We start from the raw sequence: 12,251 nt of genomic DNA, 5'->3' as shown, positions 1-12,251 counted from the left end.
AAATAATTAGCAGTATTAGTAAGGAGGTAGAGAAAATGACTTTTTATCAATTACTACAATTAGATCCTTTAATACTTAAGCAAAAAATAAAAAGTACAAAATCCAAGTATGATCGTAGAAAATATATTTTATCCCTAGTTCTACGTTCATTTTTGATTGTTGGTTTTGCTATCTGTGTGATTGTTTTGTCTACGAAGTTTTTTGGTGAATCCAATAAGCCATATGCTATTGTCTTTTTCTGTATGATGCTTAGTCTAAGATTCGTTGACTTTGGGTATAAATACGCTCAATCAATTTTAGGATTGAGTGTTGTCTTTGGTGCATTGTTTGTCGCACCATTTGTCCATTTATTACCAAATTTTACTTTGCAAGTATTGTCGCACTTCCTTTTACTAGGAGGAATACTAATTGCTACTTTAAGTGATTCCAAAATGGGAAATCCGTCATTATATGGATTTTCTTATATATTTGTTGTTTATTCGACAATAACAGACCAAATAACGAAAAAATTATTGAATGATCGTCTTCTTTTCTTTGGTCTCTTTTTTCTTATATTTTGGTGGATAATTTATCACAATCATCGCAATAAGCACAAAAAAAAGACAATGTTCAAGGCTTTAAAAGAAAAGAGTGTTTCATTGAAAATTTGGTTGTTTTCCTATGTATTTTTCATTAGCTTATTATTGTCTGTTAGTCAGTATCTATCTTTTGAACGATTCATGTGGGTTGGGTTTGCCTTTTCCTCTTTATTTGCGAGCTATGGATTTTCAATAATTGATTTGAAAACACGTGCAACCGACCGTTTGCTAGGCACAATTATTGGTATATTTTCTTTTATTCTATTAAGTATGTATTTACCAATTGAGATACTTAGTTTATTAGGTGGTATTTGTTTAGGATTTTGTTCTAGTTACCGTTATAAAACGGTTTTTAATTGTATTGGTGCGTTGACGATAGCTAGTCAGATGTATGGAATTCCTCAAACATTAGCAATGCGGTTTACTTATAACTTGTTAGGTGTAAGCTTAGCTATTTTGGGAATTTGGTTTGTAAAAATGTTGTTAAAGCAAAAAAACATTGTGAAATAGGCTAATTGATAAAAGAGCTTGCTCATATCATATAGTAAGTATAATAATTATTCTAATAAAAATAAGGATAGAAAATAAATTTACATTATTATCTTTTTATATAATTTATTTTTCAATCGCGATTGCTTGATCCAGAAACAGTCTTATTCTAATGAATAGGGCTGTTTTTCGTTCTCCATATTATTTAATTGATATTTAAGAAAATAAATAATTTGAAGTGAAAGAGCAGTTATACCTATAGCCACACATTCAAGTAACCATGATTTTCTTCTAACTGTGTTAAAAGGCTTGTGCCATCAAAAGATAACATATCAGTAAATTGTAGAAGTAATGTGAAAAACAGCAATACATGAGTAAAAAAGTCTTTCGAAATATCAAGTATCTTATAGACTGAAATAATATTTATTTTACTTAAATGTACTAAAGTGAGCCTGATAGCGTGAGCAATTATGGATAAAATACAACTAATAATTATTATTGTGATAATTGTTAGCGATTCAGATTTTATAGGAAATATAAGAGTAATATAAATGCTTGAGATTATGCTTATCAACGAACAAATGTAATTTATACAAATAGAAAAAATAAGACTGACATAGACAAATAGATATTTTTTAGAAAATAAATTAGAAAGTTGTGACAACATGTGTATGAGAATAGAATAATTTTTTTTCATTTTATACTCCTTTATTTGTAATATATAGTGTATGGCTTAGTTAAATTATTTTATTGTTCACTCAGTATAGTTCTAAAATAGATATAAAATAATTGACAATCTAACTTGTTTCATTGTTTAAATTTGTTGATTGTTGATTTTTCGGTTGTAACTCTTATATTCTCTAATATGGAAAAACATAGTATCATATCATTAATATAGTATCTCTCGTAGTAAGTGGATTTGTAAATGTGATTGTGGTCAATGGTGTCTCGTTCAATATGGAAATTTAATCTGTGGACATACAAAAAGTTGTAGTTGTTTAAAAAAGCAAGATTCTAGAGTAAAAATCGATGGAACCTTTGTAGAGTCTTTGATAGCAAAACGTTCAAAAAATAATCAAAGTGGAATAAAAGGTGTTTGCCATTTAAATAATAAATGGGTTGCATATATTAATTTAGCTGGGAAAAAATATAATTTGAGTTTGTATAAGAGTCTAGAAGATGCAAAAAAGGCAAGAGAAAAAGCGGAAACAGAGTTATTTTTATCTATTATAGAAAAATCATATAAACAAAAAAATTATGATATTAAATATAAAAAGAACATCCATTAAAAGATGTTCTTTTTATATTTTACTGGTATAGATCTTAGGCTTATTCAATTCTTTTATCAATAATGGAGCGTAAAACTTTTTCTCTCAATTCAACAGAATCAATATTATATTTTTGTTCATATCTTTGCACTAATAAATCACAAATATAAAGTTGTGAAATTTTTCCAGCTAAAGAACCACCATTTAAAAATTCTTCAATTGCTGTTTGTAAAACCAAATCAGCAGATTGACCAATTGGTGAATGGATATAATTGGTTATTGCAATTATTTTTGAATCATTTTTTTTTGCAATTTTCAATGAATCGTAGGTATCTTTCGTTTTTCCAGATAAAGAGAAAATAATTACTAGATCCTGATCTGTTAATAAGGAAGCAACTTGAGCTTGAAAGTGTGGATCTAATACTGCTTTTGCTTGCACACCTACTCGTAAAAACATACTTTCTAGATCGAGACTTGTATTTCCACTGGAGCCTACTCCAAATAAATATAAATTCTTTGCTTGTTTAATCATTTGAACTGCATTATCCAGTTTATTTTCATCTAACAAACGAATAGTTAAATGTAAAGCATCTATTAAAGTATTAGCAATTTCATCATAATATTTCTTACTACTAGGTTGTTCTTTTTGATGACTAAAATCTTCTTTTGCAATTTCAATTTTCAAATCAGAAAATCCAGAAAAACCAATTTTTTGACAAAAACGAATAATCGTTGCATCACCTACTTTAGTATTTTTCTTAATATCATTCATTGTACTATAAATAATAGTTTTACCAGAATTCAAAATAAAATCTGCGACTTTTTTTTCAGATCTCGTTAGTAAGGGGTAGTGCTCTCTGATTAAATAGATATAATTCATACAAACTCCTTTGCAGTTAAAATGTTTTCTCCATTATACTCCATTTTTCTTTAAAAAAACTCCGGATTTATCCTTTTTTAACTTTACATTTTTGAAAGCGGATGCTATATTGTTTTTTGGAGGTATTATCCAAAAATATAATAAAAATGGAGTGTTTAGGATAATGAATAAACAAGAGTTTTTAGAAGCGATCTCAGATGGTTTAATCGTTTCTTGTCAGGCATTACCTGGTGAAATATTTTATAAAGAAGAAAAGAGTCTTATGCCTTATTTCGCTCTAGCCGCACAAAGAGCAGGAGCTGTTGGTATACGTGCAAATTCTGTTCGTGATATTTTAGCAATCAAAAAACAAGTTGAATTACCAATGATTGGAATTATAAAAAGAGATTATCCACCAGAAGCTCCTTTTATTACAGCAACTATGCGAGAAGTGGACGAGTTGGTTGCTACTGGTGTAGAAGTGATTGCTCTCGATTGCACATTAAGAAAAAGACATGATGGTCTATCTATCAATGATTTTATAAAAAAAATAAAAGAAAAATATCCTCATCAGTTATTGATGGCAGATATATCTAACTTCGAAGAAGGTAAAAATGCTTATGAAGCGGGGGTGGATTTTGTTGGAACTACTTTAAGTGGTTATACCGAAGAAAGTAAAAAGCTATATGGACCAAATTTTGAACTTATTAAACAATTAGTTGAAGCTAATATTTGTGTAATAGCTGAAGGTAGAATTCATACTCCAGAGCAAGCAAAAGAAATAAAAGAATTAGGAGTTGCAGGTATTGTTGTGGGTGGGGCTATTACCCGACCACAAGAAATTACTTCAAGATTTATTAAAGCATTAAGTTAGGGGGAAAAGGAAATGTTTAAAAAATTCTCACAATTAGGTCGTGCATTTATGTTACCGATCGCTATATTACCAGTGGCCGGGCTACTATTAGGTCTTGGAGGAGCGTTGACAAATGAGAGCGCTATAAATGCTTATCCAATTTTAGATCAAACTTGGTTGCATACTATTTTAAGCATCATGAGCTATGCTGGAAATGCAGTTTTTGCAAATCTAGCTTTAATTTTCGCAATCGGAATTGCAGTGGGACTTGCAAATGGAGACAAAGGAACAGCTGGGTTAGCTGGAGGTGTAGCTTATTTAGTCTATACTGCAACAATTAGTGGATTTCTTGAACTATTTTCAGCAAAAGGGGCAACACTTGATACAGGAGTTGTTGGGTCAATTGTTGTGGGGGGAACGGTTGCATTCTTACACAACCGATATAGAAAAATAGAACTTCCGCAATTTTTAGGGTTCTTTGGAGGTTCAAGATTTATCCCTATTGTATCTAGTTTAGCTGCAATTGTTATTGGATCTTTTTTCTATTTAATTTGGCCACCAATTCAAAATGGTTTAGTGGTTGCTGGAGAACAAATTGCACAGATGGGTAGCATAGGTACTTTCCTTTATGGATTCTTACTTCGGTTAACTGGAGCTGTCGGGCTACATCACACAATTTATCCTTTGTTTTGGTACACTTCTTTGGGGGGCACAGAAAATGTTGCTGGTGCAACAATTGCGGGGGCACAAAATATTTTCTTTGCACAATTAGCTGATCCAAATCATACAGGCTTATTTACTTATGGTACTCGCTTTTTTGCAGGAAGATTCGCAACAATGATGTTTGGATTACCGGCAGCTTGCTATGCAATGTATCGTGCGATTCCCAAAAATAATCGTAAGAAAAATGGTGGACTTTATTTTAGTGGTGCTCTTACTTCTTTTTTAACAGGAATTACTGAACCTGTAGAGTATATGTTCTTATTTGTAGCTCCTTGGCTTTATGTGATTCATGCATTCTTAGATGGGCTATCTTTTTATTTTGCGGATATCTTAAATATTCGTGTAGGGAATTCTTTTTCAGGCGGTTTGATCGACTTTTTATTATTTGGTGTACTTCAGGGGAACGACAAAACTAATTGGTTAAAACTTATTCCTTTTGGTATTGCATGGGCGCTTATATATTTCTTTGTTTTTACATTTTTCATCAAAAAATTCAAGGTGGCTATTCCTGGAATGGAAGAAGAATCGGAAGTTCATCCTAAAAAAGCAGTAAATAAAAATACATCATTACGTGAAGAATCTCTTACAATTATTGATGCCCTTGGTGGGAAAGATAATATTGAGTCTGTTGAAGCTTGTGCAACTCGTTTACGTGTTGCTGTTACGAACGGGAAAATTGTTCAAAAACAAACAATAAAAGCCATTGGTGCGACTGCTGTCTTCGAAGTAAAGGGCGGTATACAAGCTGTTTTTGGAGGGAAAGCTGACTTATTAAGTCAAGAAATCAATCAAATATTAGGAAAAGATAAGTAGGAGGTATTTTATATGTTTGAGATTTTCAAAAAGAAAAAACAAGAAGAATTTTATGCACCTTGTTCTGGAAAAATCATTTCCATCACAGAAGTAAATGATCCTGTTTTTTCACAAAAATTATTGGGTGATGGGTTTGCTATCATACCTGATAATACAAAAATTTATGCTCCGTTAGCTGGTCGCGTAACAAATATATTTCCTACTAAACATGCTATTAATATAAAAAGTAACTCAGGAATTGATTATTTGATCCATATTGGAATTGATACAGTCGAATTACAAGGAGAGCCTTTTTCAATTTGTGTGAAAGAAAATGATGTAGTTACTTCTGAAACTTTACTAGTTGATGTAGATTTTGAAAAAATAATAAAATCTGGAAGAGACACTTCTGTTATAGTTGTTTTTCCGGAGAAAAATCAGTTTAGTGATTTAATAATAGATAATGGTCGAATAGATAATGGAAATCTATGTGGAAAAATCACGCGTATATAAAAAGCTGTCTGTCAAATTTGGCTAGTAAGAGTTTAGATAAAATAAGGTTGAGGGTTCTGTTGCAAAGTTTTAAATCTACTATCAGATAAGGTAGAATAATAGAAAAAGATAGCAGGAGGAATGACGATGAGTCATTTTAAAGGAAAGCAATTTCAGCAGGATGTGATTATTGTAGCCGTGGGCTACTATCTTCGTTATAACCTTAGCTATCGTGAAGTTCAAGAAATCTTATATGATCGTGGCATTAACGTTTCTCATACGACGATTTATCGTTGGGTGCAAGAATATGGCAAACTACTCTATCAAATTTGGAAAAAGAAAAATAAAAAATCCTTTTATTCATGGAAAATGGATGAAACGTACATCAAAATTAAAGGAAAATGGCATTATTTGTATCTAGCCATCGATGCAGATGGTTTAACCTTGGATATTTGGTTACGTAAAAAACGGGACACACAAGCAGCCTATGCTTTTCTTAAGCGGTTAGTGAAGCAGTTTGATGAACCGAAGGTTGTAGTCACAGATAAAGCCCCCTCTATTACAAGTGCCTTTAAGAAACTAAAAGAATACGGCTTTTATCAAGGGACAGAACATCGTACCATTAAATACCTGAATAATTTGATTGAACAAGACCTTCGTCCAGTAAAGAGACGCAATAAATTCTATCGAAGTTTACGCACTGCCTCTACCACGATTAAAGGCATGGAAGCCATCCGAGGATTATATAAGAAAACCCGAAAAGAAGGCACTCTCTTCGGGTTTTCGGTCTGTACTGAAATCAAGGTATTATTGGGAATCCCAGCTTAAATCATAGATACCGTAAGGGATTTTATTCTTTATTTAAAACTTTGCAACAGAACCTGTTGGATCATTTAGATGAATACAAGCATTTTTTAAAGGCCGAAGCGATTCCTACTCCTATTCATACACCGAATAGTCGGTATGTGAACAACAAGAAAGTCCAGGAACATTACGCGATCATTCCTACAAAAACGGTTATGACAGCAGCGGCTTTTGAACAACTAAGTCCACTGCAGCAGGCTATTTATGAACAAGTGTTAAAAACAACGGTGGCGATGTTTGCGGAAAAATATACCTATGAAGAAACAACAATCTTGACGCAAGTTCAGCAGCTTCAGTTAAAGGCAATCGGAAAAGTACCGATAGATCTAGGTTGGAAGAAGTTATTTGGCAAAGAGAGCGACGGAAAAGAGAAGGAAGAAGAACCGCTACTTCCTAAAGTGATAAAAGGAGAAACGGTGACGGTAGATCTACAAGTCCTTGAAAAAGAAACCAAGCCACCACAACCCTATACCGAAGGTACGTTGATCACTGCGATGAAAACAGCTGGGAAAACCGTGGATAGTGAAGAAGCGCAATCCATATTGAAAGAAGTAGAAGGAATCGGTACAGAAGCGACACGGGCGAATATTATTGAAACTTTGAAACAAAAGGAATATATCAAGGTAGAGAAAAATAAGCTCGTAGTGACGAATAAAGGGATTTTGCTTTACCAAGCCGTGGAAAAAGAGCCGCTGCTCACAAGTGCCGAAATGACCGCCAAATGGGAAAGCTACTTGTTAAAGATCGGTGAACGAAAAGGAACACACACCACTTTTCTAACAAATATCCAAAAATTTGTCTCTCACTTGTTGGAAGTCGTACCAGGACAAATCCAATCCACTGATTTTGGATTGACGTTACAAGAGGTGAAAGCAGCAAGTGAAAAGCAAGAAGCCGCGCGTCATTTAGGGATTTGTCCAAAATGCCAGGAACAAGAAGTTTTACTCTATCATAAGGTGGCCGCATGTACGTCTGAAGCTTGTGATTTTAAATTATGGACAACGATTGCCAAAAAGAAACTAACAGCGACACAGCTGAAGGAAATCATTCAAAATGGCCGAACAAGCCAGCCAGTGAAAGGGTTAAAAGGTCAGAAGGGTTCGTTTGAAGCAACGATTGTTTTAAAAGAAGACTTCACAACGGGCTTTGAATTTTCTGAAAAGAAAAAAACGAACTTTAAGAAAAGAATACGACGCACTACAAAATAATGGAGGGGTTATCTTATGCGAGATACAACACACAAACAACAAGAAATCGAAAATCAAAAAGCCAAAATTCGTTCAGAACAAGAAAAATTACGTGCCGACAAAAGAAGACTGCAGCAATTAAAGAACCAGCAACGGATTCAAAAAGAAATTGAATTAGATCGATAAAATCTTCCTGGCTATTGTATACGTATAGACTTATGTTATACTATATTTATAAGTTTATACGTATACAAAGGAGGAAGAAAATGACAAAAGCAATGGTGTACAAGCTGCTAGAAGAATTTAATGGAACTTTGGCTTTGAAGGATGCCAAAAAAGCGGGCATTTCTCCTGTAACGATCAAACGTATGGTAGATCGTGGAGAGCTGGATCGTGAGTATCCAGGTTTTTTCACCTTACCTGGTCAATTTCCTGATGAATTGTTTATGGCGCAAAAAAAATATGAACGCGGCATTATTTCACATATTACCGCTTTAGATTTGTATGATTTGACAGATATGATCCCTAGACAGATCGATCTGACTGTACCTTACGGTTATCACGTTTCTGAAAAAGGATTGAAGGAATTCGCAGTTGAGCTACACTATACAAAAGCGGAATGGTATGAATTAGGTAAGATTGAAATAAAAAGTCGCTATGGGAATCCTATTATAGCTTATGATCCAGAAAGAACTTTGTGTGACATTTGGAATCCCTGGTATACCGTTGAGGATGAGATCAAAGTAAAAGCAATCAAAAACTACATGGAGTTGGACAGAAAAAATCTTAGAAAATTGAATGAGTATCGACGAATTTTGCCAACAGACAAAACGATGCGTTCTTATATTATGGCTTTAAATTAAAGGAGAAGATACATGACACCTACGCAGTTAAAAGCAAAAGTGAAGAATATTTCCAGAGAAAAAGAAGTTGATCCGCAGCTTGTTTTAAGACATTTTATGATGGAAAAGTTCTTGGAAAAAATCTCAGAGTTTCCTTATCGTGAAAATTTTGTGTTAAAAGGCGGCTTCTTAATTGGCTCAAAGTATGGCATTGAAAATCGCACAACCAAAGACATTGATACGACTTTACGGGAAATGAAAGTAACCAAAGAAACATTAACAACGGTTCTAAACGATATTTTTTCAACGCCGACGAAAGAAGGCATTCAATTTGAGATTCAAGGAATGAAAGAAACGAGAGAAGCCGATTACTATCCAGGATTTAGCTTACGTGTGCTGGCACATTTGGAAAACATGCGGCCAGATTTTAAGGTAGATGTGACTACAGGTGACTCGATCTATCCTGCAACAATCACTCACAGTCATAAATTGATGTTTGAGGATCGAACGATTCCTTTGGAATCCTATCCTACAGAACAAATTATTGCTGAAAAATTAAGTGCAACCTTTGATTTTTTAACAGATAATTCAAGAGGAAAAGATTTTTATGATCTCTATACTATTCCTAAAATGGAGAAGATCGATGAGAAGACCTTGAAAGATAGTGTGAGAAATACATTTACACGTCGAGGAAAAACTGATCCGTTAAAGATTTACTATGAAAAGGATATGGATGTACTGAAAAATAGTCACGAGCTAAAAGATACTTGGAAGAAATATCAAAAAAGCAATCCTTATGCTGCGTCGATCACGTACGATGAGACAATGGATTCGATTAGTAATTTGATGGAAAAAGTGATTCACGTCGAAGAAAAAGAGCGAAAACTAGCTTATCAAAGACACCAACAGATAAATAGAGAAATGGAGAGATAAAGATGATTAATAATGTGACATTAGTAGGACGCTTAACCAAAGATCCCGATTTACGTTATACTGCAAGTGGCACAGCAGTAGCGACTTTTACCCTAGCTGTTAACCGCAATTTCACGAATCAAAACGGCAATCGAGAAGCTGATTTTATTAACTGTGTGATTTGGCGCAAACCAGCAGAAACGATGGCGACATTAGCTAAAAAAGGCAGTTTGATCGGCGTTGTCGGACGGATTCAAACCCGAACCTACGATAACCAACAAGGACAACGTGTGTATGTGACAGAAGTTGTGGCCGATAATTTCCAACTATTAGAAAACAAAGCAGCGACAGAAAGCCGTGCGCACGCTGATCAATCGTCCACCAGTCCAAGCACCACCACTTTTGAACAACGGGATACAGCGACGCCTAACAACAATGGATTGAACGCTTCACAGAATCCATTTGGTGGACAATCAATCGATATTAGCGATGATGATCTACCGTTTTAGTTCGAGAAAGAAGGAGTAAGTATGGCAAAAAACATTAGTCTGACGATGGATCTATTGATACCCGTTATTGCATTTATAGACGGGATTTCTTTGGGTGTCACTGAAAATCCTTTGGTAAATAGAATTGCAAAAGGATCACTATTTCTTGTATTCGTGTATCTTGTCTGTTCTTATCTTTTAAAAAGAGCAGGCAAGGATAATTCCTTTTGGCGATTGACTAAAGTCACAATAGCAGCGACAGCTGTTATACTTACGGCTATTCTACCGCTTTATATGTAGGGTTAACGGGAAATCGTTGAACTTCTTGCGAAATATTGCTATAATGAACATGAAAAAGAGGAGTTGCGCGAACAACCCCTCATTAACAGCACCGATTAAAGAACGGTGGCAGAATATTAGTTATTTGGAAATAACCGCTGACCTGCTAAAGTAGACGGTTATTTCTTTTTGTCATTTTTAAGCATATTTACAATCAAACTAATCAAAGCAATGGTAAACATACCAAAACCAAGAATGGTTTGAATTGTCTCATATGCGGACAAAAGGCTTACTCCTTTCATAGATTTTAGCACTTACGTTCATAAGCACCACCACCTTTCAGAAGTCGCCACCGTCTTCAAACTTTACTGTCTTGATCATTATAGCATATCTAAAATCGATTAAAAATTCTCAATTTTAGCTGTTTTTGCTATAATTTTAGCGAGGTGATCGCGATGGAACATTATACTGGTTTACTGGATAAAATTCGGGTAATCAAGACACAGCCGTTGCTTGTGCGATTTACATTACGTACAAATCATGAACCGATTAATTGTGTGGTGGCCAATATAGAAATAGCGGATAAATTGCTGATTTTGGAAGAAGGCAAGTATACTATTTCAGTGACAGGTCACTTCAATAAACGAAATCAACTAGTCATTGAATCAATGCAAATTAGAAACCCTGATCATTTTACGAGATTAATGGGCATATAAATAAAAGAAGAGCTGCAGTCCTAAATGAGGATTGCAGCTCTTTTTGTTTTACATAGAAACAAGAAAAATGAAAAGGCCTTTTTAGGAAGGTGCAAGCGCCTTCTCAATTGAAAAACCTCTCTCTCACTCCAACCGCCACCGCCGTTCGAGAAGAAAGGAAGTGAACGTTGCACGTTCACTAAGATAAGGGGTCTTGCAAAGCAAGACAAAATAGAAAAAACTTCCTCTCACCAACAGGTTCGTTCCTGTTCGCTATCTCTTTATTGATTTGCCAGACCGGCAACAAGTTGCCTTTTATCACCAAAAAGCGACAAGGACAAGGGTAAATGGCACGCTGCGCGCCCTTGTCCTTGTCGCTTTTTGGTGATTCATTCTGGCCAACAAATCAATAAAGAAAGAACTAACGAAAGGAAGTAAAACCTTTCCTAAGAGGAGGCAGAATCTAACATGCGAAAGAAATTTGATTATTGGGGTGTTCCCTTCAGCGAATTATTCCCAAACTATCATGCACCACATACTGTCGAATGCGATTGTGGAGAAAGAGCGAAATGTATCAAAAGCTATCGTTTGTATCAATGTCCAACATGCGGGAAAAAATATACCTTGTCTTATGGCGATTATATTTTGATTGATGAGAAAGGAAAGAAACGCTGATGAAAACACAGCACAAATTATTGACTGTAAAAGAAGTCGTTCAAATTTTGGTGGACAAAGAAGTCATTTCTGAAAAAGTAGCAGAAGCTTTACTTATTCCGCGGTACTGGACGATAGAAACCCCTTTAGTAGAGGATGCACCGACTATGCTATTTGAAGACCTAGTGAAGATTGCAGGATATGAACTGCATTATCAAGAAAACTTGGAAACTTATGAAAACGAATATTGGTTAACCGAATTAGAGAACTAAAAAG

The 12,251-nt window shown here is 34.5% G+C and carries 16 protein-coding genes and 1 pseudogene; 15 read left to right on the top strand and 2 right to left on the bottom strand.

Annotated elements, in window-relative coordinates; all coding sequences use genetic code 11:
- The first annotated feature begins 35 nt into the window (after positions 1 to 35).
- A complete protein-coding gene (locus tag IGJ32_RS11555) occupies positions 36 to 1,088 on the top strand; it encodes an FUSC family protein (protein WP_053765601.1) in 1,053 nt (350 codons plus the stop codon).
- A gap of 1,028 nt (positions 1,089 to 2,116) precedes the next feature.
- Positions 2,117 to 2,356 (top strand): hypothetical protein, encoded by a 240-nt coding sequence (locus tag IGJ32_RS11550; RefSeq protein WP_081123775.1) that lies wholly within the window; start codon positions 2,117 to 2,119, stop codon positions 2,354 to 2,356.
- Positions 2,357 to 2,396: 40 nt separating this feature from the next.
- Here the strand turns inward: IGJ32_RS11550 and IGJ32_RS11545 are convergent, their stop codons facing one another.
- Positions 2,397 to 3,215: a MurR/RpiR family transcriptional regulator gene (locus IGJ32_RS11545; protein ID WP_081125614.1), complete on the bottom strand. Its 819-nt coding sequence runs from the start codon at positions 3,213 to 3,215 to the stop codon at positions 2,397 to 2,399.
- Between the two features lie 163 nt (positions 3,216 to 3,378).
- Here IGJ32_RS11545 and IGJ32_RS11540 point away from each other — a divergent pair, with 163 nt between their 5' ends.
- The 10 genes and pseudogenes from IGJ32_RS11540 (at position 3,379) to IGJ32_RS11495 (ending at position 10,647) form a co-directional block, all read left to right on the top strand.
- Positions 3,379 to 4,068, top strand: coding sequence for an N-acetylmannosamine-6-phosphate 2-epimerase (locus IGJ32_RS11540; protein ID WP_081123773.1), 690 nt, complete (start codon positions 3,379 to 3,381; stop codon positions 4,066 to 4,068).
- A gap of 12 nt (positions 4,069 to 4,080) precedes the next feature.
- Positions 4,081 to 5,583, top strand: a complete 1,503-nt coding sequence (locus IGJ32_RS11535; protein WP_081123772.1) for a PTS transporter subunit EIIC — start codon at positions 4,081 to 4,083, stop codon at positions 5,581 to 5,583.
- 12 nt (positions 5,584 to 5,595) lie between these two features.
- Positions 5,596 to 6,075 carry a PTS sugar transporter subunit IIA gene (locus IGJ32_RS11530; RefSeq protein ID WP_081123771.1) on the top strand — a complete coding sequence of 160 codons (480 nt, stop codon included), beginning with the start codon at positions 5,596 to 5,598 and terminating at the stop codon, positions 6,073 to 6,075.
- 126 nt (positions 6,076 to 6,201) lie between these two features.
- The gene (locus tag IGJ32_RS11525; RefSeq protein WP_179188982.1) at positions 6,202 to 6,882 is read left to right on the top strand and encodes an IS6-like element IS1216 family transposase; all 681 of its coding nucleotides are present in this window, start codon (positions 6,202 to 6,204) and stop codon (positions 6,880 to 6,882) included.
- 53 nt (positions 6,883 to 6,935) lie between these two features.
- Positions 6,936 to 8,126 (top strand): annotated as a pseudogene (locus tag IGJ32_RS11520) (DNA topoisomerase); the annotation flags it as partial.
- Between the two features lie 15 nt (positions 8,127 to 8,141).
- The gene (locus IGJ32_RS11515; RefSeq protein WP_164907398.1) at positions 8,142 to 8,291 is read left to right on the top strand and encodes a hypothetical protein; all 150 of its coding nucleotides are present in this window, start codon (positions 8,142 to 8,144) and stop codon (positions 8,289 to 8,291) included.
- A gap of 80 nt (positions 8,292 to 8,371) precedes the next feature.
- On the top strand, positions 8,372 to 8,968 hold the full coding sequence (locus IGJ32_RS11510; protein WP_081123836.1) for a type IV toxin-antitoxin system AbiEi family antitoxin domain-containing protein: 597 nt from the start codon (positions 8,372 to 8,374) through the stop codon (positions 8,966 to 8,968).
- Positions 8,969 to 8,980: 12 nt separating this feature from the next.
- Positions 8,981 to 9,880: a nucleotidyl transferase AbiEii/AbiGii toxin family protein gene (locus IGJ32_RS11505; protein WP_373169233.1), complete on the top strand. Its 900-nt coding sequence runs from the start codon at positions 8,981 to 8,983 to the stop codon at positions 9,878 to 9,880.
- A gap of 2 nt (positions 9,881 to 9,882) precedes the next feature.
- Positions 9,883 to 10,368, top strand: coding sequence for a single-stranded DNA-binding protein (ssb, locus tag IGJ32_RS11500; RefSeq protein ID WP_272016980.1), 486 nt, complete (start codon positions 9,883 to 9,885; stop codon positions 10,366 to 10,368).
- Between the two features lie 21 nt (positions 10,369 to 10,389).
- A complete protein-coding gene (locus IGJ32_RS11495; protein ID WP_010733286.1) occupies positions 10,390 to 10,647 on the top strand; it encodes a hypothetical protein in 258 nt (85 codons plus the stop codon).
- Between the two features lie 158 nt (positions 10,648 to 10,805).
- Here the strand turns inward: IGJ32_RS11495 and IGJ32_RS11490 are convergent, their stop codons facing one another.
- Positions 10,806 to 10,928, bottom strand: a complete 123-nt coding sequence (locus IGJ32_RS11490) for a putative holin-like toxin (RefSeq protein ID WP_002295624.1) — start codon at positions 10,926 to 10,928, stop codon at positions 10,806 to 10,808.
- A 153-nt stretch (positions 10,929 to 11,081) separates the two neighbouring features.
- On the opposite strand from IGJ32_RS11490, the gene IGJ32_RS11485 reads away from it, so the two are divergent.
- The 3 genes from IGJ32_RS11485 to IGJ32_RS11475 all read left to right on the top strand — a co-directional run bounded on the left by IGJ32_RS11485 (position 11,082) and on the right by IGJ32_RS11475 (position 12,247).
- The gene (locus IGJ32_RS11485) at positions 11,082 to 11,342 is read left to right on the top strand and encodes a hypothetical protein (RefSeq protein WP_010727923.1); all 261 of its coding nucleotides are present in this window, start codon (positions 11,082 to 11,084) and stop codon (positions 11,340 to 11,342) included.
- 447 nt (positions 11,343 to 11,789) lie between these two features.
- Complete coding sequence (locus tag IGJ32_RS11480; protein ID WP_002296239.1) at positions 11,790 to 11,996, top strand: hypothetical protein; 207 nt, start codon at positions 11,790 to 11,792, stop codon at positions 11,994 to 11,996.
- A complete protein-coding gene (locus IGJ32_RS11475; protein ID WP_002321890.1) occupies positions 11,996 to 12,247 on the top strand; it encodes a hypothetical protein in 252 nt (83 codons plus the stop codon). The genes IGJ32_RS11480 and IGJ32_RS11475 overlap by 1 nt, the downstream gene beginning before the upstream one ends.
- Positions 12,248 to 12,251 lie beyond the last annotated feature (4 nt).

Origin of the sequence: Enterococcus sp. DIV1639a (assembly GCF_050530445.1) — a bacterium.
Classification (GTDB): domain Bacteria; phylum Bacillota; class Bacilli; order Lactobacillales; family Enterococcaceae; genus Enterococcus_B; species Enterococcus_B hirae.
Note: the sequence above shows the minus strand (reverse complement) of the source record. Positions and strands in the feature narration are given on the sequence as shown.